We start from the raw sequence: 23622 nt of genomic DNA, 5'->3' as shown, positions 1-23622 counted from the left end.
CGTCATGCGCCTAGGATACTATGACACGGGCGGCAGCGAGATTTTCGATGCGTCGCGTCACGGCAGCGCAGTCGCCATCGCGATGGGACGTCACCCGCGCCGTCGGGAAATAGGTTCCGGCTGTGTCAAAGGCGTGCGTGACCATGCTCCGCATCCGTGCATCGGTGCCAGTGACCTCTTCCTTGACCGGATAGGTGCCCTTCCCGTCAAAGTCCCATTCCAGCGCGATGATCGTGCCAGCGCCGGGCGGAACCTCCGCGATCACCTCGAGCGTTATCTTTTCCCCCACAGCCGTCTCAATCCGGGCGGCCCCGTTCGCGGTCACCGCGATGACCGGCTGGATGCCGCCGCGCTCTCCGGCGGATTTCGGCAGGTTGATCTTGCCGTCGGAGAAGGTGAATTGCGTGCTGGCGGGGTCGATGCCCTGCTCCACCCAATCGATTAGATCCTTGAGGCTTTGTTCGACCAGCCCCTGAAAGGTGATCAGCCAGTTCGCGGCCGATCTGTTGGGTTGCATCGGCACCATCATCGGGGGCGTATGCTCGGCATTCTCGGTCCAGCGAATGCGGAAATTCTCCTGGGCGCCCTCCAGCCCCTGCGCCTGTTCGACCGCGCGCTTGTAGGTCAGTCCCTGGGGCGGCCACAGCGACGAATCGTGGGTCGCGTGAATCCACATCAATTTGCCCTCATACTGCCCGCAATAGGGGACTCCCATCAACGGAGAGGCGAGTGGCACGGCATGCTGCGGGTAGATCGGCTTTCCGTCGATCCGCAGGAAATCGCAGATCGGATCGTCGCTGATATGGTGACGATAATAATAGCAGAATGCAAGGAAGGGTCGATTATCGACCCGCACCTTGTCGCCGGCCTTGACGCCGGTCGCGCGGAGCAGGTTCGCCTCACCCCGGCCATCCAGGAAGAAGATGTCGTTCGATTCTCCCATCGCATACAGGCGCCTGCCGGCTGCCTCGCCGGTCTGGACATAGACGCCCGCGCCGCGCCGATACCCGCTGCCGACCCCTTCCAACTGGATCGCCATCGGCAGATCCATGGTCTGATTGAGCATTGCGATGAAAATCGATGGATAGGCCAGAGCCTGCAGTGCTGGATCGGCGAACTCCGTATTTTCCTGCAGATCCCTCGCGGTGAGTACGCGGGCGACCGTTGCCTCCACATCAATCACATCATTTTCGACGAACTGCGGTTCATCATGGCCAAGATAGCCCGGCTCGCTCCAGAACGCCCTGAAATAGTCGGCATCATCCTCAAGAAGCATGTCGGCGATTGAGGTCCAGAGCCAGATTTGGCCGAAGGGCTGGCTGATCATGAATTCGTCGCCGCGGGGAAAGCCCAGGCGGTAGAGATTGGTGAGTTCCTCCCGCTGATGCACATTCAGGCCCGCGCAGGGGTCGCCCGAGCCGCCCGGCGCCATGGCGTCGATGACGCTGCCGATACGGTCTCCCAATAGCCTTTGGACGTTGAACATCAGGCCGAAATGGACGGGCTGTTCGCTCCGTACGCGTGATGTCGTCCCCCAGGGTTCGATATTGCCGCCGCTGTGATAAGGCAGCGCCCCCGTATAGACTCCAGCGCCATATTCGAGGCATCCCGGCGAGCGCCTGCCCCCGCCGCTGCCGCCATAGACATAGCCGTTTGCGGGCGGCGCGCCGTAAATCTGTTCGGCAAGATGGCGCGAGAGCCGCGCGGATTCGATCGCCGCACGGAAGCCATAGAGCGTCGGATCTTCGCCTCCGCGCGGATCGATATCGTCCCCGATATGCCCGCAATTGGATTCGACCATATAGCCGCCCAGCCGAAATGCCATTTCGAGCCCGCCGGAAATTTTCGCGACGGGGCCTTCCCCAAAGATGTTCTCATGCCCGGCGTGGCCACCTTCCATCGGCTGGAACATGCGGCTGCGATAGCCTTCCTCCGACTGGAAATAGAAATTGAAGCGAGTGTCCGTGCCAGCAAATCCGCCATGGACCACACGATGCGACCGCGGTTCGGACCTGTGTTCGTCGCGATCGATGTAGGGTGCGCCGAAATAGCTGTCGGTCACTGCATAGGATGCGAGGTCGAGTGCGCCCCCGATGTTCTTTGTCGTCAAGATATTCTCCTATTTGCCTGGTCCGAGCTGGTTGCGTCGAGATGGCCGCTTTTGTTCATTGCCCGCTATCCCGTCGATAAGCGCCGCACGGCTGAAATTCGTGAATTATGAAGTGATCGAGCGAACAACCCTTCATTCTACCAAATTTTTCAACAGTTATGCCGAAATCCAATGGATGTCGGGCGAGCGCATTCCGTCCATGAATCTGGAAATTCCATCAACCCAAGATGTTTTGTAAGTCATTAATATGGTTGCCTTCCATATTATCTGTTCATGTTCGATAAAATAGTGGTCAGAATTACCGAGAACCCTGTTTTTCTACCCATGGTTTCTCCTGACACGAATAGTGACCCCTATTTTATTATTGGGCGATTGCTAGAAATCGGGCCAAGCGGCGCGCCCACTCTGAGCCTCAGAGGCGGAGTCGGTCGCATATAAACGTTCGGAGCCGGCCACGTGCAGGCCGGCAACCGAGCATATCGGGAGAGTAAGATGTCTCGTATGGCCAAAGAAATGTCTCGCATCGCCAAGGCGACCGGATTTACCTGCCTGGCGTTGCCGGTGGGCCTCGCTTATGCACAGGCGCCTGCGGAATCGCCTCGCATCACGGCCGGTGAGTCCGGATCGTCCCGAATCGACCAGGCCATGGCCGAAGACATCGTTGTTACCGCGCGGCGCGTTAACGAGCGGCTCCAGAATGTCCCGCTTTCGATCACAGTCGTCGATGCGCGGCAATTGACCGAACGCAACGTGCGCAGCGCCTTCGATCTGCCGAACGTCGCGCCGGGGTTGAGCGTGCAGGCAAGTGGTTCGGGGACCACCGCGCAATTCTCGTTGCGCGGACAGGGGCAGACGCTTGGCCAAAGTGCGCCAGGCGTTGTCCCCTACTTCGCGGAGGTTCCCGAATTTTCGACGCAATTCTACGACCTTGCCAGCGTTCAGGTGTTGAAGGGCCCCCAAGGAACGTTGTTCGGCCGGAATACGACGGGCGGCGCGATCCTGTTTTCTCCCGTGAGACCGGGCAATGAGTGGGAGGGCTTCATTACCGGGCGGTTGGGCTCATATGATCGCCGCGATCTTGAATTCGCGGTCGGAGGCGCGATCGTGCCGGACAAGGTTATGTTGCGGGTGGCGGGCCAGATCCTCCGCCGCGATGGCTATGTGCATGAACTTACATCGGGCAAGCGGGCGAATGACGAGCACAAGACATCGTTCCGGGCGAGCCTGATCCTTTCCCCTGTCGAAGGCTTCGAAAACTACACTATCGTTGAGCGTACGCGGATCGACGAGCATGGCGTGGCCCAGATATTCTCGGGCTTTCGTGCCTCGCACCCGCTCGCCGCGGAATTTACGGCCCTGCTGGCCAATCAGCAGGCGCTGGGAATCCGAAAGCTGGCCACGAGCCAGCCTTTGTTCAACAAGTTCAAATCGAACGGGGTCATCAATACGACCACACTGGATATAACGGAAAATATCTCACTGAAGAACATCTTCAGTTACAGGGAATTCGATGTCTCGCGCGGTTTTGATCTGGACGGCACCACCTTGCCGGTGCTCGACGTGGTAAATCCGTTCAAAGGTTATACCAAGAACCGTACCGAAGAAATTCAGCTACGAGGCGATTTCAGCCAGTTGCGCTTCGTCGTCGGTTATTATGACGAGACACTCAAAGATCCCTATCGATTGGCATCGCAGACCGTTCAATATCTTCAGGGTCTGGGATTCCTGCCCGCTGCCGGTTTCAACAAGGGCGATCAGAAGACCAGGGCGGGTTTTCTGGAAGTCACCTACGATGTCACAGATGCGCTTGCGCTGACAGGCGGTATCCGGCGGACGAAGGATAGCCGGTCGTCCAAGGCGCAAACGAGCCTGCTTGTTCCCGGCTTCCCGGCTGGCCCCGTCCTTGCCGCATCGGGCTCGTTCAAGGCCACGACCTGGAATGCCAGCGCGCTTTACAAGATCAATCCCAATGTGAGCGTCTACGGTGCCGTCCGCCGCGGTTTTCGTGCTGGCGGGTTCAATCCGGCCGCCTCGACACCGGAACTGTTATCCTATGCGCCCGAGACGGTCACGGATTATGAGATCGGCATCAAATCCTTCTTCGTCACCGAAGGGGGGTGGAAGATCCGCGCGAACGTCGATCTGTTCTACGACGATTACAAGAACATACAGAGGCTGGTGCTTCTGCCGACAGTTCCGGCTGCAACCTATACGACCAATGCAGCTCGCGGCAATGTCAAGGGCCTCGATCTGGAACTGAGCGTCGCCCCGAGCCCAGTCTTCGAGACGAGCTTTCAATATGCCTATCTCGATACCCAGTATAAAGATTACACGGATTTCGTCGTGACACCCACGGGTCTCGTCTCGGCGGACCTCAGTGACAGCCGCTTTCCCAATGCGCCACGTCACCAATTCACCCTCACGCCGCGGTTGAATATGCCGCTGTCCAATGAGCTTGGCACGGTGACGGCGCTGGCCGCGCTCTATTACCAGACAGGCGTGGCCTTCGATCCGGCGAATCGGATCGATGGGGTTCTCCAGCCTGGGACAACCGTCAAGGGCTATGCCAAGCTCGACCTCAGGGTCGAGTGGCGGGATATCGCAGGGACCGGTCTGTCGCTGGCGGCTTATGCCCGAAACGTCACCAACAAAAAGTATATCGTGGGCAATGCCAATCAGTTGGCGAATTTCGGCACCCTGCTTTACACATATGCGGAGCCGAGAATTCTTGCCATGGAAGCAACATTCAAGTTCTGAATATAACATTATCATAAATCTGGATTATATTCCAAATATTGGAATAATAATAATTTCATAAGTTAAATATGTGCTGGCCGCGCGTCGTGGCACATGCTCCAGGAGACGACCGAATGCTCAACGAAATCACATGGATGCCGGCTTGGCAGATTCGGGATCTGATCTTCAGGCGGGAGATTTCGCCGGTGGAGGTGACCGAACATTTCCTCGCGCGGATCGAAGAGCATGACGGCAAGATTCAATCTTTCGCACATGTCGATCATGCCGGCGCGCGCGCGCAGGCCGCACGGGCCGAGCGGGCGGTCGCGGTGGGGGAGCAGCTAGGCTCTCTCCACGGTATTCCCGTTTCGGTGAAGGGCCACATCTTTGTCGAAGGTCTGCCGACGTTCGATATGGGAACCCTGTCCAACATTCCCGCCGCCCCGCGGGACGATGTACAGGTCGAGCGGCTGCGGGCGGCGGGAGCCGTGATTATCGGCACGAATACGCTCATGGGTTCAGGCTCTGATGCGAGCCTTGCTGGCGGAGACCCCCGGCGGAGTTACAACTGGGATGTCGAGGCGCGTAACCCGTGGGACATATCGCGCGTGCCGGGCTGGTCCAGTTCGGGGACCGCAGCAGCAGCGAGCGCCCGTCTGGTGCCGATCGGCCTGGGGTCTGATGGTGGCGGTTCGACACGCCTGCCATCGGCTTATTCCGGGGTGTTCGGCATTGTGGCTACACCGGGACGCATCCCCTGGATTCATCCATCCGCGCCCGCGATGGCGCTCACCGCGAGCACGGGCCCGATGTGCCGCGACGTGCTCGATGGCGCCATCGCCACGCAGGCGATGGCTGGTCCGGATGGTCGCGATTTCTATAGCCTGTACGATGAACCCGATAATTATAGCGCGAACATTGAAGACGGCGTGGAGGGGATGCGCTTCGCATGGAGCGACGATATGGGCTTCGCCTCGCTCTACGCGCAGGAAGAAAGCCCGCGCGTGATCGCCGCCATCCGCGCAGCCGCGCACGGCTTCAACCAGCTTGGCGCCACGGTCGAGACCACCGACGAGAAATGGGACGACTTCTGGGACGGCTTCATGATGATCAACCGCGCTTTCGGCGCTGGCGGGCGCGGCATGGGCGAGCAGCCCCCGGCCGACGAATTATGGGCATCCCTGCAATCGCGCGGCGAGAATGTGGACAGGTTCAATCGCCTGTTCAAGGATTATGACGTGCTGCTCACGCCGACGACCCAGCTGCTCCCGCGCAAGATTGAGGACTGGAACGATTGCTGGACGATCAACAGTCCGCAATATCCGCATGGCAGTTTCGCGGGCGTCTATACAAGCCACGTCATGCTCTTCAACTGGCTGTCCATGCCTGCCTTTTCGGTGCCGGCGGGCTTCGTCGATGGGCTTCCCGTCGGATTGCAGATCGTTGGCAAGCCCGGCAGCGAAGCCAAGATGTTCAAGATCGCTCGCGCTTTTCAGAAGGCATTCCCGCATGACCAGCGCCCGCCGACCTTCTGAGCAAGCCCAGTGGAATTGATTGCGCGCATCGCTCGATGGCTATGATCCGTTCTTCATCAGCCGGCGACAAGCTGTTCTGTCGGTCGACAAGCTTGCCCCCTTCTGTCCGAGGTGCTCGATGAACGACCAGCCAGTTAATGCGGCAGACCATATGTCTCCCGCCGTGCGGGACGCATGGCGCGCTTACCTTGATGCCATCGAAGTGGTGCGTGAATTCATCTATTCCCGCGAATATGCCGAGCTGCCGACCGTCCGGCAGCAGGCTACCCAGTTCCTGATGCAGATGCAGGCGGTCAGCTATCAATGGATCATCGCGCCTCAGGTCGATTATCCGCGCTTCTATCGTTATCTGCATGAACCGATGAGCTGGAACTGGGGGTTCCCATCGCCCGACTACGGGTATCGATGGGGTTTCGTCGATGGCAGGCAGACCTATCGCATCAGCGGCAAGCGCAGCGATTGCGTGTTTCTCGACATTCAGGTTCAGCCACTGTTCGGGATCGTCGAGGATGCCGAGTTCGTCAAGCTGCCAACGAAATCCTATCTCGTCGACGACATGCAGATGGATGCGGACGGGAGCTTCGAGATCATCGCCAGTCCGGAGCCGCATCCCGGCAACTGGATTCAGCTGGACCCCAATCAGCATGTCATGATGCTGTTCGTTCGCGAAACTTTCTATGACTGGGGCAAGGCGCGCCCGTCCAGCATGTGGATCGAACGGGTATCCGATACGCCGGCACGGCCAATGCTGAACGACGAACCGGCGCTGATCGCAAAGCTTGAGCACGCTGCCCGCTTCGTCAAGTTCATCGTCCGAGCGTGGGTGACAGCGGGGTTCGATAGAAGCCTGGCGGCGCAGGATCGTCAGTTCAACCGCTTCGCTATGCAGCATATTCCGGCCAATGCGGGGGGTAATCCCCTTGCGGTCTATCACAATATGATCTTCAGTCTGAAAGACGATGAAGCGCTGATTATCGAGGTGAACGCGCCGACCAGTCGCTATTGGAGCTTCAGCATCGCCAACCGTTACATTCAGCTCATCGACTATGTTTATCATCAGTCGAGCCTGAACGGTCATCAGGCACGGCAAGATGCTGACGGCAAATATCGCTTTGTCCTGTCCAAGGATGATATCGGCGCACCCAACCTCTCTTATTCACGACGCTCGGTTTCGGGCCCGCTCTGGGCATTTGCTGCGGCTGGCTGTATTGCGCGGACGACCGGCATCGCTGGCGTTTGTTTCACCGCATTCGGATTGATGGGCTTTTCGGGTTGAAGGGCTGGGCTCGGAGTTCTGCGGCGCTGCCGCATGGGCTACGTCGGCGCAGGCTTCAGCCGGAGAACGAGGGCGCGGAACAGGTCGGCATCCGGACAGGCGGAAGCGAAGGCAATGCGGATGCGGCTAGCACTTTCTACGACGCGCGCAGCGACCTTGAGCAGCCGCAGGCGCAAGGTGGTAAACTCCGCGCTTGCCAGAGCAGCGGTCCTGGGCATCGCCTGCTGGATGCGCCATAGCAGCCAGTATGCGGCAGTGTGCAGTATCAGGCGCATCTGATTGGCATTGGCCGAGCGGCACGAGGTTCGGTCGCTGGCGAGCTGGGACTTGTGGCGCTTGATCAGGTTCTCGGCCTGACCACGCGCGCAGTAGAGCGTGTCGTAGATGTGCTCGGCCGATCCTGTTGCCAACGAGGTGACGACATAGCGGATGTCCATGCCCAGCGTGCTGGCCTCGATCCGTGCAACGACGCGACGCTGGCACTTCCAGGTCTTTGCCCCATAGCGGGTCTCGGCATAGTTGCGCAGGACGGGACACTGACGCTGGGCGCGCTTGACCGCGCAGGCATCGGCGACCGCAACAATGGCGGGATCGGCGCGCAGCGCTGAATTGGTGGGCAGGCCGAACACGTAATCGACGCGGGCCGCATCGCAGTAGGCCATGACCTCGGGTCGACCATAGTGCCCGTCGCCGCGGATAGTGATGTGGGTATCGGGCCAATTACGGCGCAGGTGACGCACCAGGCGTCGGATGTGCCCCGCCGCCTCCTTTCCAGAAGGCGTCTTGCCTGTGCGCAGCAGCATGGCCACCGGCCTGCCGGTCGCGGTGTCGTAGATATGGATCGGTAGGAAGCAGCGCTCCCCATGATGCCCGTTCCAGAACGAGAGCTGTTGATAGCCATGCACGACGTCGCACGTGTCGTCGATATCCAGCGTGACCGCTGTCGGAGGGGCGGGATAGCTGGCGCAGTAGATGTCGATCATCGCGGCCATCATGCTGGCCAGTTCGCGCGTAGTCGGTGCATTTTCCCACCGGCTCATCGTCGGTTGGCTGGCCAGCCCCGCGCCCGATTCCGGCAGCTTGCCGAGCGCCAGGCGGAAGCCTGGATCGTCGCGCAGAGCATCGAGATCATCGGCATCCTCATAGCCGCACGCAATCGCGAACACACGGGCACGCAGAATGTCATCCAGGCGATGGATCACCCGCGCTGGATCGCGCGGATCGGCAATACAAGCCGCCAGGCGCTGGCAAATCCCCATCGCGCGCTCGGCCTGTGCAAGCAGTAGAACACCGCCATCCGAGGTAAGCCGGCCACCGTCGAACGCAGCTGTGATTTTCTTGCGGCCGACTGCTGGGAATCCAAATGAGCTTGCGATATCATCGTTCATGGCGGGTGTGGCCCGTGGCATTTTCTGCCCTGCGGCAGGTTCGGCTTAGACACCCAGTTCCTAATTCAGATCAGAGGCTTACGCCACTCCCGCCAACCCTTCAGGACACTTTTGGTGAATAAGGCGGGCCAACTGGCTCGACCCGCTCGACGCGGCGGAACTGGGCATGATGCAGTTTCGCCAATTTTATCAGGAACAGGCGGTTGATCTGCCGAAGGTGACCAGCGTGAGGTCACAAGATGCGTTCACCGCGCTTCCGGCCGGTACGATCTTCATTTCACCTGTGGAGAGGCAGGCTCAGCTTGCACAGCGCAGTCGCGATGTGCTGGCCATTTACGGCTATTGAGCCGCCGCGCCATTTGTCGCCTTCTCCGCTTCAACCTCCATTTCGGCGAGAGCCGGGAAAGACACGGACTTCATGCTTACAGCCTCAGGATATTTCGACGGCGCAGCAATCTTTGATCGCGTGGCAGAGGATACGAGTCTGGGCTCGCATGCCGATCCGGCTGTTCGCGAGCGATATATTGCCATCGTCGAGCAGTTCAATGATTTCGCCAAACCGCGCGAGGATGCCGTGGAAGGATCGCTCCGTGATCTGCGGCGTATCGTCGAGATGCGGCTTCAGCTATCCCGCGACTGGGCGGACTATCCCGCGATTCTGGATGAAGAGATCACCCGACCGATATTCGTGATGGGCTTTCCGCGCGGTGGCACCACCTTGTCGCAAAAGCTGCTGTCTCTGGACTGGGGTCATCGCACCCCGCGTTATATGGACGGGTTGTTCCCGTCACCGCCGCCCGGGCTCGATCCCGATGCCGATGCCGAAGCGTTCAGGGCAGGCGACGCTTATACCCAGCATGTGATCGATCGCGAACGCATGGCGTTGGTCGCGCATCCTTATCACGACAAGGGAGCGATGGCCGAGGCGGAGGATGAGTGGGGCGCTTGCCTCGATTTCCGGTTCGTTTATCCGCTGCACTTCCAGAACACGCCCAGCGTGCCGCCGACCTTGCCCCCGTCGGACCCGCACGCCCATTATCTGTTCCAGAAAAATATGATGCGGCAATATCAGTGGAAGCGGCCGACTGCCCGCTGGGTCGGCAAGGGCGTCCTTCATCATTACATGGCGCCATCGCTGTTCGATGTTTTTCCCGATGCCATCGGCGTGTGGTGCCACCGCCCGATAGAAGATCAGATCGCCTCGATGATATCGATCAACAATATCTTCTACCAGCCGATCCGCGGGGGAAACTGGCGCGAAGAGCCGTCCAGGATGGTGGAGGCGGTGGAGGCTGGCGTGCAGGCGGTGCTGGCGAATCCTATGGTGAATGACCCGCGGATCTACCACCTGCGGTTCGCGGACCTGGTGAAGGATCCTGTCGCTGCGCTCGCCGGGGTCTATGAATCGCAAGGCCTGCCCTTCACCTCCTATTTCGAGCAACGCATTCGTGCCTGGCTGGCGCACCCGTCCAACAAGGTGGATCGTCATGGGCGATTCAACCATTCCCCCGAGCAGCATGGGCTCGACCGCAAGGAACTCGCGCGCATCTTCAAGCCCTATAAGGAGCGGTTCGGGCTGTGAGCTGGCTGGCGTATCTGCAATGCCCTCTGGGTTGACTGCGGCAAGTTGACCAGATTGATATGCTTTAAGCGGCCCCGGCGTAAAATTTCGGGTGGGTGGCCGCCTGCGCGTGAAATATCGAGTGCAATGCCGACAGGACGCCGCAAAGGAACATAAGCCATGGAAACAGAAAGCTGATCATGAGTTCGAATGAAGTTGCGGGCAACCCATATGACGAGACGGGGCTGGATCGGATCAAGGCGCTCGTGGAAAAAACCACAGGCGGCAAGATCGTGCGGCTCGAACAGCAGGCTCGCTGGCGACCGGCATGGTTTGCCGACGTGGAAATGGACGGAACCATCCTGCCGCTGCACCTGCGCGGCAATCGCGTTGGCGACGTGGCGATTTTTCCCGATCTGAAGCGCGAGGCGGACATTATTAATGTGCTCCATCGGGGCGGCGTGCCGGTGCCACGCATCCACGGCTATTGCGCTGATCCCCCATGTATCATCATGGATTCATTGCCCGGCACCCGCGATGTGCATGCCGCGACAACGTCCGATGATCAGCGCCGGGAAATTGGCCGCGCGCTGATGAACGGGCTGGCGGTCATGCATCAGCTGCCGCTCGACTCGTTTGCCGCAATCGGCATCGAGACTCCCGATACGCCGGAGGAAATAGCGCTGGTCGGCTTGCGCGCCTACATGCCGCTCTACCAGCGCACGAAAAGCAAGCCTGAGCCGCTGCTTGAGTTCGTCATCCGCTGGCTGGAGCGGAACTATCCCAGGCATCGTGCACGGGCCAGTTTCGTCCAGTTCGATTGCGGCCAATTCCTCGTGGAGGATGGCCGGATGACCGGCTTCTATGACTTTGAATTTGGCCTTGTGAGCGATCCACACGTCGATCTGGCGACGCTGGCCATGCGCGACAGCGTGGAACCGATGGGACGCCCGCTGCCGGAATTGTTTCGCTGCTATGAAGAAGCGATGGGCGAGCCGGTCGATCACGACATCGTGCAATATTATATTGCCTTGTTTTCGACATTGGGGACGATGCAGTTCGCGGGCACCGTCGGCAAGCCGGCTCCTGGCGATCCACACGCCGTTTATCTGTCATGGGATATGTCTCTGCGTAAATGCATTTTGCTGGCCTTGTCCAAGCTGTTGCACGCGCCGTTTCCCGATCATGATGACGTGCCGATCACGCCCTCGGCGGGCAAGAGCGGCACAGCGATCGCTGCGCTTGTCGACACGATCCGCCAGGTGCGCGGCGCGGCGCCGATTGATACGCATACGCTGGAGCAGGCGCTGGAACTGGCCGAGTGGATTGAGCGGGATGATCGCTGTGGAGACGAACTGCGTGCCCGCGACCATGCGGATATCAGCGCTTATCTGAAGGTGGATTTTGCGGATATCGACGATGCCGTTCTGGCGCTCGAGCGGCACGTGCAGCAGGCTCCTGCCGAGGAAGAGCTTGCACTCTTCACGCTGCTGGCCCGTCTCGAACGACGGCGTCAGGCGGTGTTCGAGCCGGTGAAGCTGGGTGTCCACTCGCGCAATGTCATCCCTATCGAAACGCGCTGATATACCCAATGGTAGGGGACGACGCTCTGTTGATGCGGTCGAAGAAAAAGATTGGAAAGGAGATCAACCATGTCTGACGTATCCAAGCAGGATATCGAGAATTTCATCACCAACCAATATCGATTGTGGAGCGAGAACCGGATCGACGAGATGATGGATTTGTTCCGTGCCATCGCGCCGAATGGATTCACCATCCAATATGTCGGGGCCCCCGAGGTTGAGGGGGAAAAGGCGATGGCCGACATGATCGCCGAATATGCAGGTAAGATTCGGACGGATCTGGTCAGGCTGCTCATCAACGGCAACGAGGCGGCAACCGTTGTGGACAATATCCGTAACGATACGGAGCAGGTTATTCCGAGCATCGAGACATACCGGTTCGAGAATGGCAAGATGTACGTCCGCTATTTCCATTAAAGACGTGGGAGCCCTCGGCAGAGGGCTCCTCAGCTTTGTCTTGAATGCGGATGAGCCGATCTCTCCGCTGGAGGTGGGCAGTGCCGCCTCAACGCGCCATGATCGCTGCCATTTTGCCGGTCGAACTCGCAGCGAATTAAACCGGTGGGCCAGATGGCGCGGGCTCAGGCGGGTTCCGATCGATCGATGAGGCCGCTGTCCAGCAGGGGAGCGGCGTCGATATGCTGCGCGTCCATGAGCGTCGCCAGGCGCTCGACGGCGGCCAGGATCATGGCCTGTTCCCATGGCGGCAGACCCGCAAAGCGATCGGTGAAGGTAGTCTGCAAGAGGTCCGGAGCGTCGGTGAGCGCGGCTTTGCCAGCGGGCTGGGCTGACAGAATGAACTGGCGCTTGTCCCTTTCGCTGCGCTGGCGTTGCACCAGTCCGAGTTCCTGTAGCCGGTCGACGATCGCCGTAATGGTCGCCTGACTGAATTGAAGGGCCGTTGCGATCGTTCCGGGGGTGGCCGAATCGCGGGAGTCGATTTCGCGCAGGACGAGCCATTGCGACGGGGTGAGGCCGGTCATGCTGGCGAGGCGGCGGCTGCCGATTTCGGTGGCGCGGAGCACGCGGCGCAGGGCGCGCAGCGTCAGGGAGGCGATCTCTGAATTCATGAAGGAATTATAGAAGGGTTGGGGATTTTTCGTCACGCGGAATCCTTCATAGGGTGAAGGAGTTTTGCACATGTTTCATTGACCGAAGGACTGCTTGAAAGCCATAAGGGTTGAAAACCGAGTCCAAACAGCCATATATGGCGCCGAAGTCACACCGGGACCATGCAGGTTCCAAAGAATATACTTCGGGAGGTGAATAATCGTTGATCCGGAATCCGACGCGGCCCTGGCGCCGCCACGGAAGTTCGCGCGCCCTGCGCCGAGCGTGCAACCAGAGTTTCAGTTGCGCCCGCCCATGGGGAGCGATGGGCCTTCGATCACCAGCCTGATCGCGCGGTGCCCGCCGCTGGACGCCAATTCGGCTTATTGCAACCTGCTGCAATGCACGCATTTCGCGGAAAGCTGCGTCGTTGCGGAGCATCGCGGCGAGGTCGCGGGATGGGTTTCGGGCTATCGCCCGCCGTCCGAGCCGGAGAGCTTCTTCGTGTGGCAGGTCGCCGTTTCGCCCGCCGCGCGGGGGCACAGGCTGGCCGGACGCATGATCGAGGCGCTGCTGGAGCGTCCGGCGGCGGCAGGCGTCACGCACCTCATCACCACGGTGACGGATGACAATCACGCGTCCTGGGCCCTGTTCGAAGGGCTGGCGCGGCGATGGAACGCGTCCCTGACCAAGAGCGCGCTGTTCGAGCGCGACACCCATTTCGCCGGTGCCCATGCCACCGAATGGCAGGCCCGCATCGGCCCATTGCCGCGCTGATCCGCGACATACCCCATCAAGGAGAATTGGCGACATGAGCACCACCCTTCCGCAGCCCACCACACGCAAACCGGACACAGCCATCTATGAACGCCGGGAATCGGCCGTACGCAGCTATGCGCGGTCGATGCCGCGCCAGTTCAACAAGGCGGAAGATGTCTGGATGCACGACAATCAGGGCGGCCGGTATCTCGATTTCCTGTCGGGCTGTTCGACGCTGAATTACGGCCATAACCATCCGGTTCTGAAAAGCGCGCTGATGGATTATATCGCCGCCAACGGCATTACCCATGGCCTTGACCTGCACACCGACGCCAAGGAGGCCTTTCTCGACACGCTGGAGACGGTGATCCTCAGGCCGCGAGGGCTGAATTACCGGGCGATGTTCACCGGGCCGACCGGCACCAATGCGGTCGAAGCGGCGATCAAGCTGGCGCGCAAGGTGACGGGCCGCGAATTGGTGATCGCCTTCACCAACGGTTTCCACGGCATGACGTTGGGGGCGCTGGCCTGCACCGGCAATGCCGCGAAGCGCGGCGGCGCGGGCGTGCCGCTATTCCATGTCGCCCATGAACCCTATGACGGCTATCACGGCCCAGACGTGGACACGGCCGAACTGCTGGAACGGCGCCTGGCCGACCCGTCAAGCGGCCTGGATGCGCCCGCCGCGATCCTGGTGGAAACGGTGCAGGGCGAAGGCGGGCTGAACGTCGCGTCCGCCCCATGGCTGCGGCGCATCGCCGCCATCGCGCGCCGCCACGGCGCGCTGATGATCGTCGACGACATTCAGGCGGGCTGCGGCCGCACCGGCGGCTTTTTCAGCTTCGAAGACATGGGCTTCGTCCCCGACATCGTCACCATGGCGAAGTCGCTTTCGGGCATGGGCCTGCCCTTTGCGCTGACACTGTTCCGGCCCGAACTGGATCAATGGTCGCCCGGCGAGCATAACGGCACCTTCCGGGGCAATAACCACGCCTTTGTCACCGCAGCCGCAGCGTTGCGCCATTTCTGGAGCGATGGGCAGTTCCAGCAGGACGTCGCCCGCAGAAGCGGGATGCTGGAACGGCGGCTGGACGCGATGGCGGCCGAACATGGCCTGTCGACGCGCGGCCGGGGCATGATGCGCGGCATCGACCTGGGATCGGGCGAAATCGCCGGGACCGTCACCGCCACCTGTTTCGAACGCGGCCTCATCATCGAAACGAGCGGCGCCCATGACGAGGTGGTCAAGGTGCTCGCCCCGCTCGTCATCGACGACGCGCTGCTGTCGGCGGGGCTCGACATTCTGGAAAGCAGCATCCGTGAAACGCTGGCCACGCCCTATGGCGTCGCCGCGGAATAAAAGGAGACAAGATCCATGATCGTCCGCAAACTCCAAGCCATCCGCAAGTCGGACCGCAATGTCCAGTCAAAGCAGTGGGAAAGCGCCCGCCTGCTGTTGAAGGACGACAATATGGGCTTTTCCTTCCACGTTACGACCATGTACGCGGGCGAGGAATTGCACATGCACTACCAGAACCATCTGGAAGCCGTGCTGGTGCTGAAGGGCACCGGCACGATCGAGGATCTGGGTTCCGGCATCACCCACCAGCTCGCATCGGGCGTCATGTATGCGCTCAACGCCCATGACAAGCATGTGGTGCGGCCCACCACCGACATATTGTGCGTCTGCGTGTTCAATCCGCCGGTCACCGGTCAGGAAGTGCATGACGAAAGCGGCGCCTATCCCGCCGAAGCAGACATGGTTCGCGAGGGCGAACTTACCCATTGAAGATTACAGGAAAGGGGGAAGTCCCTTGAAAGACATCTACCCATCCCGCCATGCAGCCATGGCGGAATTCTCGCCGCGTCTCGACCCCGTCGTTCACAGCGAATGGAACGAAGCCGCGCCCATCGGCGCCCAGCAGGCCGAACAGTTCGAACGTGACGGCTATCTGGTGCTGGAGGACATGTTCTCCGATGAGGAAGTCGCGTTTCTTCAGGCCGAGGCTGGCAAGCTGCTGGCCGATCCCGCCGCGCTGGAGGCCGAAACCGTCATCACCGAGCCGGGCAGCCGGGAAGTGCGGTCCATCTTCGCGATCCACGCGCAGAGCCGCGTGCTGGCGCGGCTGGCCGCCGATGAACGGCTGGCTGGCGTCGCACGCTTCCTGCTGGGCGACGAGGTTTACATTCACCAGTCGCGGCTGAACTACAAGCCGGGCTTTCAGGGCCGGGAATTCTACTGGCACAGCGATTTCGAGACATGGCATGTGGAGGATGGGATGCCCCGGATGCGGGCGCTGTCCATGTCGGTCCTGCTGGCGGAAAATACGCCGCATAACGGGCCACTGATGCTGATCCCCGGATCGCATCGCGCTTTCCTGACATGCGTGGGCGCAACGCCCGAGGACCATTATCGCACTTCCCTCAAGAAGCAGGAATATGGCGTGCCGGACGAGGACAGCCTGGCCGAACTGGCGCACAGGCATGGCATTGTCGCGCCGACCGGCAAACCGGGATCGGTCGTGATCTTCGACTGCAACGTCATGCATGGGTCGAACGGCAACATCACGCCTTTCCCCCGCGCCAACGCCTTCCTTGTCTATAATGCGGTCAGCAACCGGCTGGCAGCGCCCTTTGGCGTCGAAAGGCCGCGCCCCGAATTCGTCGCCACGCGCGGCGAACCGCGGGCGATTGCGCCGATATCCGGCCTCCTGCTGGAAGAGGCGCCGGCATGACGGGCCACCACAGCGTCGAGAAGATCGGCGGCACGTCCATGGCCGCCACCGCGATCCTGTTCGACAATGTGCTGATCGCGGGGCGCAAGGACGCCGATCTCTACAACCGCATCTTCGTCGTGTCGGCCTATGCCGGGATGACCGACCTGTTGCTGGAGCACAAGAAGAGCGGCGAGCCGGGCGTCTATGCGCGTTTCGTCGCGGACGACGGCGCGGATGGCTGGCGCGAGGCGATGAAAGATGTGCGGGCGGCCATGCGGGCGCGCAACGCGGAGATGTTCGTCCCTTCCGAAAGCCTGGCCCGGGCCGACGCTTTCGTCGACAGGCGGATCGATGGCGTGGCCGCATGTCTTGAGGATCTGGCGCGGTTACGCAGCCACGGCCGTTTCTGTGTGAAGGAACAGCTGATGACGGTGCGCGAGATGCTCGCCGGACTGGGCGAGGCGCACAGCGCGCACAGCACGGCGCTGCTGCTGCGCGACGCGGGCGTCCATGCGCGCTTCGTCGACCTGACGCTGTGGGACCAGCAGGACATGCGTGCATTGGACGAGCGCATCGTCGAGGCGTTCGAACCCATCGACCTGTCCACGACCCTGCCCATCGTCACCGGCTATGCCGGGTGCAGCGAGGGCATGGTGCGGCGTTATGCGCGCGGCTATTCGGAAATGACCTTTTCCCGCATCGCCGTGCTGACCGGCGCGCGCGAGGCGATCATCCACAAGGAATTTCACCTGTCGAGCGCCGATCCCAGGCTGGTCGGCACCGACAAGGCGCGCAAGATCGGGCGCACCAATTACGATGTGGCCGACCAGCTCGCCAATCTGGGGATGGAGGCGATCCATCCCGGCGCGGGGCGGGGGCTGCGCCAGACGGATATTCCGCTGCGCGTTCGCAACACGTTCGACCGGGAAGATGGCGGCACGCTGATCTGCGGCGACTATGTTTCCGACACGCCGCGCGTGGAGATCGTCACCGGCATCCGCCACGCCCAGGCGCTGCAATTTTTTGAGCAGGACATGGTGGGCGTGAAGGGCTATGACGCCGCCATATTGGAAACGTTGACGCGCCATCGCGCATGGATCGTCAGCAAATCGTCCAACGCCAACACCATTACCCATTATCTGTCGACCGACGCCGGAACGGTGAATCGGGTGATCGAGGATTTGCAGCGGCGCTATCCCGACGCTGCCATATCGGCCCAGCCGGTCGCGATGGTGTCGGTGATCGGCAGCGACATCGCCCGGCCCTCGCTGGTGGCGGACGCGCTGTGCGCGCTGGCCGCGCAGGGGATCGGTGTCATCGCGATGCAGCACCAGATCCGCAATGTCGACGTGCAGTTCATCATCGACGTCGCGCAATATGATGCGGCCGTCCGCGCGTTGCACCGGGCGCTGGTGGAGGAAGAGGACGAGAACGAGGCGATAGCGGAGGGCCAGCGCGCGGCCTGATCGGCCGGAATCGCGCACGACATCATGCTTGCAGCCATTAAACCTGTCCAAAGCCTGCTGCTGTCCATCTTCATGCTGATGGCGGGGAGCGGTTTCCTGGCGACGCTCATCAGCCTGCGGCTGGAGCGCGAGGGGAGCGGAACGATCACCATCGGCATCGTCGCCACCGCCTATTTCGGCGGGCTGATGATCGGTGCGCTGCGGGCCGGGGGGATCGTGCGGCGGGTGGGGCATATCCGGGCCTTCGCCGCCTTCGTCGCTTTGCTGTCGGCCAGCACATTGGCCTATGTGCTGCTGCACCATCCGCTGTTCTGGATGGTCTTGCGGCTGATCGACGGGATCTGCGTCGCGGGGGTGTTCGTCTGCCTCGAAAGCTGGCTCAACGACCGGGCCGAGCCGGAGATGCGGGGCAGCGTGCTGGCGGCCTATATGGTCGCGCTCTATTCGGGGCAGGCGATAGGCCAGTTGTTGCTGGGCGCGAGCGGGGCATTGCCCTCCATTCCCTTCCAGCTTGCCTCCATCCTCATTTCGCTCGCCATCATTCCGCTGTGTCTGACGCGCAGTTCCGCGCCCGCGCCCGCGGAAGCCAGCGCCCTTTCGATCCGGTCACTGCTAGCCGCCACGCCGTTGGGCACGATGGGCGCGGTGGCGACGGGGTTGATGCTGGGCGCCTTTTACGGGCTGGCGGCGGTGCATGTCCGGCGGCTGGGGCTGGACCTGCCGGAAACGGCGCGGTTCATGATGATCGTGATCCTGGGCGGCGTGGCGTTGCAATGGCCGCTCGGGCGGCTGTCGGATCGCTACGACCGGCGGCGGGTCATCATCCTGAGCTTTGCCGCGACCGCGCTGGTCAGCCTGGCGCTGGCGCTGCGCGGTTCGGGCGGGGTGGGGCTGCTGGCGCTGGGCGCGCTGTTCGGGGGGCTCAGCTTCGCGCTTTATCCGCTGTGCGTCGCGCATTGCAACGACCGGCTGCTGGAAACGGAGCGCGTGGCGGCCAGCGGGCGGCTGGTGCTGCTTTATTCCATTGGCGCGGCGCTCGGCCCGGTCTGCGCGGCGAGTTTCATGACGGCGGCAGGGACCGGCGGGCTGTTCCTGTTCATCGCCATTTGCGCCGTGCTCGCGCTGATCTTCGGCTTGTGGCGGCAGAGGGCGTCCGATCCCGTGCCGGGCCGCGAGCAGCAGGAGTTTCAGATCGTCCCGCGCACCACGCCCATGGCGTCCCTGCTCGATCCGAACACGCCCGATGAGGGCGCGACCCAAGGACAGACGACATGAGCGCGATTTCGCCCGCACCCGCATCGCCAGCCCCGCCGTCTTCGGCAAAGGATGCCACCTTGCGCCGCGCCATCGCCGCATCGGCCATGGGCAATGCGACCGAATGGTTCGACTATGGCATCTATGCCTATGGCGTGACCTATATTTCCGCCGCCCTGTTCCCGGGCGACACAGACGAAGCGGTGCTGTTCGCGCTGGCCACCTTTGCCATTTCCTTTCTGATACGGCCGCTGGGCGGGCTGTTCTGGGGACCGCTGGGCGACCGGCTGGGGCGCAAGTCGGTGCTGGCGCTCACCATATTGCTGATGTCGGCGGCGACGCTGTGCGTCGGCCTGATCCCCGGCCATGCCACCATCGGCTTCTGGGCGCCGACACTGCTGATCCTGCTTCGCATGGTGCAGGGCTTTTCGACCGGCGGCGAATATGGCGGCGCGGCGACCTTCATGGCCGAATATGCGCCCGACGACCGGCGCGGCTATTATGGCAGTTTCCTGGAGTTCGGGACGCTGGCGGGATTTTCGCTGGGCGCTTCGCTGATGCTGGGCTTTTCCTTGCTGCTGGGCGAGCAGGCGATGCACGATTGGGGCTGGCGCGTCCCGTTCCTGGTCGCCGCGCCCATGGGGCTGATCGGCATGTACCTGCGATCGAAAATGGAAGACACGCCGGTTTTCCGCGCGGCGGCCAGCCTGCATGACAGCGGGCAGGCATCGCCCGGCCTGTCCGTGCTGATGCGGCGGCACTGGCAGCCGATGCTGGTGGTCGGTGGGCTGGTCGTCGCGCTCAACGTCGTCAACTATACGCTGCTGAGCTACATGCCGACCTATCTCCAACGGCGCATCGGCCTGTCGCCGGACGAGGCGCTGATCGTGCCGATCATCGGCATGGTGCTGATGATGGTCTTCCTGCCCTTCGCCGGCCGTTTGTCCGACAAGGTCGGGCGGCGGCCGATGTGGCGCGTGTCGCTGATCGGGCTGCTCATCGGGGCGGCGCCGCTCTATATGCTGATGGCGACGGGGCTGGCGGGCGCGATCATCGGCTTTGTCCTGCTGGGCCTGCTCTATGTGCCGCAGCTTGCGACCATATCGGCGACCTTTCCGGCGCTGTTCCCGACGCATGTGCGCTTCGCGGGCTTTGCCGTCGCCTATAATGTGTCCACGTCTATCTTTGGCGGAACCGCGCCGGTGATCGGCAGCGGGCTTATCGGCCTTACGGGCAATGAACTGATGCCTGCATACTATATGATGCTGGCCTGCGCCGTGGGCCTGGTCGCGCTGCGCTTCATGCCGGAGACGGCGGGCCAGTCCCTGTATGACGACCCTTTCAGCAAGGAGAAGCGAGCTTGATGCGCCACCTGTCGGTTTCCAGCGAAAATGTCGGGACGCTGACGCAAAAATATGTCAGCGAGCCATGGATGCAGAGCGGCGTCGCGCTGCTGCTGCTGGGGCTGGTGGCGTGGATCGCCAACTGGGTGGCCAAGCGCATCGTGCTCAAGCTGTTGATGCGCCTGCTCGATCATCTGCCTTTCCGGGTCGAGGCGTCGCAAATCGGCGCAATCGTCGCCCGCCTGTCGAACATCGTTCCGGCGCTGGTCATCCAGAACGGCGTCGGCGCGGTGCCGCATATGCCCGCGGGAGCGATCGTTTTCGTCCGCAGCTTTTGCGCGGCGTTCATGATCCTGACGATCGCCATCGCGCTGAGCGGGCTTCTCACCGTGCTGAACGATCTTTACCAGCGTCGCCCCTATGCGGCCAACCGGCCGATCAAGGGTTATGTTCAGCTTGGCAAGTTGCTGATCTACGCCGCAAGCGCGATCCTTGTCATCGCGGTGCTGATGGACGAGTCGCCCTTGCTGCTGCTGTCGGGCCTTGGCGCGATGGCGGCGGTGCTGATGCTGGTGTTCAAGGACACGATCCTGTCGCTGGTCGCGTCGGTGCAGATCGGGTCGAACGACATGGTGCGCGTGGGCGACTGGATAGAAATGCCGCAGTTCAACGTGGACGGCGATGTCATCGACATCGCGCTCCACACGGTGAAGATCCAGAATTTCGATAAGACGATCACCACCGTCCCCACCCACCGCCTTATTTCGGAGAGCTTTCGCAACTGGCGCGGCATGGCGGAATCGGGCGGGCGCCGGATGATGCGGTCGGTGATGATCGACCAGAACAGCGTGCGCTTCCTGCAGGCGGAGGAACTGGACGGCATGTCCCGCTTTGCGCTGCTCCGCAACTATCTGGCGACCAAGCGCCAGGATATCGAGCAGTGGAACGCGCAGAAGGCGGCGGGGGAAAGTGTCAATGGCAGGCGCCTGACCAATATCGGCACCTTTCGCGCCTATGTGCTGGCCTATCTGCAATCCCGGTCTGATATCGACGGCGACAAGACGTTGCTGGTGCGCCAGCTTGCCCCCAGCGAAAATGGCCTGCCGTTGCAGATATACGCCTTTGCCAACACTACGGCATGGGGAGAATATGAGGGCATACAGGCCGATATATTCGACCATCTGATCGCCATCATGCCTGAGTTCGGGCTGCGGCTCTTTCAACGGCCGGCTGGTTCCGACCTGTCCGCGCCGCGCTTCATGATCCCGGCGCATGCTTGAGGCCGGCAGGTCCGTCCTCATGGGGCAAGGAGGCGACGGCGCGGACCGGGCATGAGATATCGGCTTTTGGACTGGAACCGCTGCGGTTGCCGGTCCAATAGACGCCATGCCCGGATTCGAAACCCACAGCCCGATCATGCCATGAAATTGCGATCCCAGATCGACCGGCTGTTGCCCCGGTCCGCAGGCAGGCTGGTGCCGGTGGCCCGCCGCCGCATCGCCACGGCGCTGGGCGCAGTGTTGCTGGGGCTGGTCGCGCTCGTCTTCGCGGCTCTGGGCGACCGCCTTCAGCTCGCCCAGCTTCAGATCGTGCATCATTGGCCCTATGCGCCGTTGATCCTGACGCCGCTGATATTCGCGGGCACCGCCTGGATCACCTGTCGCTGGTTCGCGGCGGCGCGCGGCTCCGGCATTCCGCAGGTCATCGCGGCGGCGCACAATCCCGAAGGTTCCAGCAAGGGACCGTTCGTTTCGCTGCGGACGGCATGGGCCAAATTCGGCCTGACGCTCGCCATGTTGTTCGGCGGCGGATCGGTGGGGCGCGAGGGGCCTACGGTCCAGATCAGCGCCGCCATCATGATTGCCATGCACCGGCTGCTGCGCGTGCCGATCACGTCGGGCGTCTATATCGCCGGGGGCGCGGCAGGCGTGTCGGCGGCGTTCAACACGCCGCTGGCGGGCGTGGCCTTCGCCATAGAGGAACTGGCGGCCGCCTATGAACAGCGCGTCGCCGTGCTGGTGATGGCGGCGGTGATGATCGCGGGCTTTGTCAGCCTGGGCATTGCGGGCGATTATGTCTATTTCGGTGCGATGCGGCAGACGCTGGAGTTTGGAGCGGCGCTGGCCGTGATCCCGGTGGTGGCGTTCTGCGGCGGGCTGGCCGGGGGGCTTTTTTCGCGCGGGGTGCTCGGCTTTGGCAGGTCCACGCATCGCACCATCGTCGCGATACGGGCAAGGCCGGTGCTGCTGGCGCTGGGGTGCGGCGTGCTGGTGGCGGTGATCGGGCTGGCGACCGGGCTGACCTGGGGCACGGGCTATGAAACGACGCGCAACCTGGTGGAAGGCGAAGGCGCGCCGCTGTGGTTCGGACCGGCGAAACTGGTGTCGACGTTCGCCACGACGCTCAGCGGCACGCCCGGCGGCATCTTCGCGCCTTCGCTGTCGGTCGGCGCGGGCATCGGCAACCTGCTCTCGCCTCTCTTTGCGGCGCCTGTGAGCGTGGTCGTGGTGCTAGGCATGATCGCCTATTTCGTCGGCGTGGTCCGCGCGCCGCTGACCGCCGTCATCATCATCACCGAAACCACCGCGAGCCGGGGGCTGGTGCTGCCCCTGTTCGCGACAGCCCTTATCGCCGACGCCGTCAGCGCGCTGGTGTGCCGGGAACGCCTCTACCACGGATTGTCACGCGGCTTCCTGGTGGAGGAAGGGAAGGGCGGGCAATCCGCGGCAAGCCAGGAAGCTGACGGCACGGGCCGATGAACGGGCCATCAGCAATATTTTGTTACGTTCGGCATATATGACAGACATGTGGCATGGTTACAGCTTTGGGCTGTCCGGCTCCCGG

At 62.0% G+C, this 23622-nt stretch carries 20 protein-coding genes; 17 read left to right on the top strand and 3 right to left on the bottom strand.

Annotated elements, in window-relative coordinates:
• Window positions 1-10: 10 nt before the first annotated feature.
• Complete coding sequence (locus tag LDB26_RS13505) at window positions 11-2110, bottom strand: PKD domain-containing protein (protein WP_257538778.1); 2100 nt, start codon at window positions 2108-2110, stop codon at window positions 11-13.
• Here LDB26_RS13505 and LDB26_RS13500 point away from each other — a divergent pair.
• From LDB26_RS13500 to LDB26_RS13485, 4 genes are all read left to right on the top strand, one after another.
• Complete coding sequence (locus LDB26_RS13500) at window positions 2094-2348, top strand: hypothetical protein (RefSeq protein ID WP_257538777.1); 255 nt, start codon at window positions 2094-2096, stop codon at window positions 2346-2348. The genes LDB26_RS13505 and LDB26_RS13500 overlap by 17 nt on opposite strands.
• A gap of 254 nt (window positions 2349-2602) precedes the next feature.
• Window positions 2603-4867, top strand: coding sequence for a TonB-dependent receptor (locus LDB26_RS13495; protein WP_257538776.1), 2265 nt, complete (start codon window positions 2603-2605; stop codon window positions 4865-4867).
• A 113-nt stretch (window positions 4868-4980) separates the two neighbouring features.
• The gene (locus tag LDB26_RS13490; RefSeq protein WP_257538775.1) at window positions 4981-6381 is read left to right on the top strand and encodes an amidase; all 1401 of its coding nucleotides are present in this window, start codon (window positions 4981-4983) and stop codon (window positions 6379-6381) included.
• Window positions 6382-6400: 19 nt separating this feature from the next.
• Window positions 6401-7657 carry a DUF1214 domain-containing protein gene (locus LDB26_RS13485; protein WP_257538773.1) on the top strand — a complete coding sequence of 419 codons (1257 nt, stop codon included), beginning with the start codon at window positions 6401-6403 and terminating at the stop codon, window positions 7655-7657.
• Between the two features lie 38 nt (window positions 7658-7695).
• Here LDB26_RS13485 and LDB26_RS13480 read toward each other — a convergent pair whose 3' ends face one another.
• Window positions 7696-9045 carry an IS1380-like element ISSp1 family transposase gene (locus LDB26_RS13480; RefSeq protein ID WP_013039775.1) on the bottom strand — a complete coding sequence of 450 codons (1350 nt, stop codon included), beginning with the start codon at window positions 9043-9045 and terminating at the stop codon, window positions 7696-7698.
• 166 nt (window positions 9046-9211) lie between these two features.
• Here LDB26_RS13480 and LDB26_RS13475 point away from each other — a divergent pair, with 166 nt between their 5' ends.
• The 4 genes from LDB26_RS13475 to LDB26_RS13460 all read left to right on the top strand — a co-directional run bounded on the left by LDB26_RS13475 (window position 9212) and on the right by LDB26_RS13460 (window position 12606).
• Window positions 9212-9391 (top strand): hypothetical protein, encoded by a 180-nt coding sequence (locus LDB26_RS13475; RefSeq protein WP_257538771.1) that lies wholly within the window; start codon window positions 9212-9214, stop codon window positions 9389-9391.
• Between the two features lie 72 nt (window positions 9392-9463).
• Window positions 9464-10627: a sulfotransferase gene (locus LDB26_RS13470; protein WP_062067605.1), complete on the top strand. Its 1164-nt coding sequence runs from the start codon at window positions 9464-9466 to the stop codon at window positions 10625-10627.
• A 179-nt stretch (window positions 10628-10806) separates the two neighbouring features.
• On the top strand, window positions 10807-12189 hold the full coding sequence (locus LDB26_RS13465) for a phosphotransferase (RefSeq protein WP_257538769.1): 1383 nt from the start codon (window positions 10807-10809) through the stop codon (window positions 12187-12189).
• Between the two features lie 69 nt (window positions 12190-12258).
• A complete protein-coding gene (locus LDB26_RS13460) occupies window positions 12259-12606 on the top strand; it encodes a nuclear transport factor 2 family protein (protein WP_062067599.1) in 348 nt (115 codons plus the stop codon).
• Window positions 12607-12770: 164 nt separating this feature from the next.
• Here the strand turns inward: LDB26_RS13460 and LDB26_RS13455 are convergent, their stop codons facing one another.
• Window positions 12771-13259: a MarR family winged helix-turn-helix transcriptional regulator gene (locus LDB26_RS13455; protein WP_062069004.1), complete on the bottom strand. Its 489-nt coding sequence runs from the start codon at window positions 13257-13259 to the stop codon at window positions 12771-12773.
• Between the two features lie 325 nt (window positions 13260-13584).
• Between LDB26_RS13455 and ectA the strand changes: the two genes are divergently transcribed.
• The 9 genes from ectA to LDB26_RS13410 all read left to right on the top strand — a co-directional run bounded on the left by ectA (window position 13585) and on the right by LDB26_RS13410 (window position 23537).
• Entirely contained in the window at window positions 13585-14016 is a 432-nt protein-coding gene (ectA, locus tag LDB26_RS13450) for a diaminobutyrate acetyltransferase (protein ID WP_062069002.1), read from the top strand.
• Between the two features lie 34 nt (window positions 14017-14050).
• Window positions 14051-15358, top strand: coding sequence for a diaminobutyrate--2-oxoglutarate transaminase (ectB, locus tag LDB26_RS13445; RefSeq protein ID WP_257538767.1), 1308 nt, complete (start codon window positions 14051-14053; stop codon window positions 15356-15358).
• Window positions 15359-15373: 15 nt separating this feature from the next.
• Window positions 15374-15787: an ectoine synthase gene (locus tag LDB26_RS13440; protein WP_062067593.1), complete on the top strand. Its 414-nt coding sequence runs from the start codon at window positions 15374-15376 to the stop codon at window positions 15785-15787.
• Between the two features lie 25 nt (window positions 15788-15812).
• Complete coding sequence (gene thpD, locus LDB26_RS13435; RefSeq protein ID WP_062067591.1) at window positions 15813-16733, top strand: ectoine hydroxylase; 921 nt, start codon at window positions 15813-15815, stop codon at window positions 16731-16733.
• Window positions 16730-18181 (top strand): aspartate kinase, encoded by a 1452-nt coding sequence (locus LDB26_RS13430; RefSeq protein WP_257538765.1) that lies wholly within the window; start codon window positions 16730-16732, stop codon window positions 18179-18181. Before thpD ends, LDB26_RS13430 begins: the two co-directional genes overlap by 4 nt.
• 24 nt (window positions 18182-18205) lie before the next feature.
• Window positions 18206-19456 carry an MFS transporter gene (locus LDB26_RS13425; RefSeq protein ID WP_062067587.1) on the top strand — a complete coding sequence of 417 codons (1251 nt, stop codon included), beginning with the start codon at window positions 18206-18208 and terminating at the stop codon, window positions 19454-19456.
• On the top strand, window positions 19453-20799 hold the full coding sequence (locus LDB26_RS13420) for an MFS transporter (protein ID WP_257538763.1): 1347 nt from the start codon (window positions 19453-19455) through the stop codon (window positions 20797-20799). The genes LDB26_RS13425 and LDB26_RS13420 overlap by 4 nt, the downstream gene beginning before the upstream one ends.
• Window positions 20796-22058, top strand: coding sequence for a mechanosensitive ion channel family protein (locus LDB26_RS13415; RefSeq protein ID WP_257538761.1), 1263 nt, complete (start codon window positions 20796-20798; stop codon window positions 22056-22058). The genes LDB26_RS13420 and LDB26_RS13415 overlap by 4 nt, the downstream gene beginning before the upstream one ends.
• 141 nt (window positions 22059-22199) lie before the next feature.
• On the top strand, window positions 22200-23537 hold the full coding sequence (locus LDB26_RS13410) for a chloride channel protein (RefSeq protein ID WP_257538759.1): 1338 nt from the start codon (window positions 22200-22202) through the stop codon (window positions 23535-23537).
• Window positions 23538-23622: the final 85 nt, after the last annotated feature.

Origin of the sequence: Sphingobium sp. CFD-1 (assembly GCF_024611115.1) — a bacterium.
GTDB lineage: Bacteria > Pseudomonadota > Alphaproteobacteria > Sphingomonadales > Sphingomonadaceae > Sphingobium > Sphingobium baderi_A.
The sequence above is the reverse complement of the archived record's forward strand: the minus strand, read 5'-3'. Positions and strand labels throughout refer to the sequence as shown.

What these genes read in the sequence shown, in the direction of transcription:
- LDB26_RS13500 (WP_257538777.1), top strand. Translation starts at nt 2,094, where the DNA reads ATGTTCTTTGTCGTCAAGATATTCTCCTATTTGCCTGGTCCGAGCTGG.
- LDB26_RS13495 (WP_257538776.1), top strand. Translation starts at nt 2,603, where the DNA reads ATGTCTCGTATGGCCAAAGAAATGTCTCGCATCGCCAAGGCGACCGGA.
- LDB26_RS13490 (WP_257538775.1), top strand. Translation starts at nt 4,981, where the DNA reads ATGCTCAACGAAATCACATGGATGCCGGCTTGGCAGATTCGGGATCTG.
- LDB26_RS13480 (WP_013039775.1), bottom strand. Translation starts at nt 9,045, where the DNA reads ATGAACGATGATATCGCAAGCTCATTTGGATTCCCAGCAGTCGGCCGC.
- LDB26_RS13475 (WP_257538771.1), top strand. Translation starts at nt 9,212, where the DNA reads ATGATGCAGTTTCGCCAATTTTATCAGGAACAGGCGGTTGATCTGCCG.
- LDB26_RS13470 (WP_062067605.1), top strand. Translation starts at nt 9,464, where the DNA reads ATGCTTACAGCCTCAGGATATTTCGACGGCGCAGCAATCTTTGATCGC.
- LDB26_RS13465 (WP_257538769.1), top strand. Translation starts at nt 10,807, where the DNA reads ATGAGTTCGAATGAAGTTGCGGGCAACCCATATGACGAGACGGGGCTG.
- LDB26_RS13460 (WP_062067599.1), top strand. Translation starts at nt 12,259, where the DNA reads ATGTCTGACGTATCCAAGCAGGATATCGAGAATTTCATCACCAACCAA.
- LDB26_RS13455 (WP_062069004.1), bottom strand. Translation starts at nt 13,259, where the DNA reads ATGAATTCAGAGATCGCCTCCCTGACGCTGCGCGCCCTGCGCCGCGTG.
- ectB (WP_257538767.1), top strand. Translation starts at nt 14,051, where the DNA reads ATGAGCACCACCCTTCCGCAGCCCACCACACGCAAACCGGACACAGCC.
- LDB26_RS13440 (WP_062067593.1), top strand. Translation starts at nt 15,374, where the DNA reads ATGATCGTCCGCAAACTCCAAGCCATCCGCAAGTCGGACCGCAATGTC.
- LDB26_RS13430 (WP_257538765.1), top strand. Translation starts at nt 16,730, where the DNA reads ATGACGGGCCACCACAGCGTCGAGAAGATCGGCGGCACGTCCATGGCC.
- LDB26_RS13425 (WP_062067587.1), top strand. Translation starts at nt 18,206, where the DNA reads ATGCTTGCAGCCATTAAACCTGTCCAAAGCCTGCTGCTGTCCATCTTC.
- LDB26_RS13420 (WP_257538763.1), top strand. Translation starts at nt 19,453, where the DNA reads ATGAGCGCGATTTCGCCCGCACCCGCATCGCCAGCCCCGCCGTCTTCG.
- LDB26_RS13410 (WP_257538759.1), top strand. Translation starts at nt 22,200, where the DNA reads ATGAAATTGCGATCCCAGATCGACCGGCTGTTGCCCCGGTCCGCAGGC.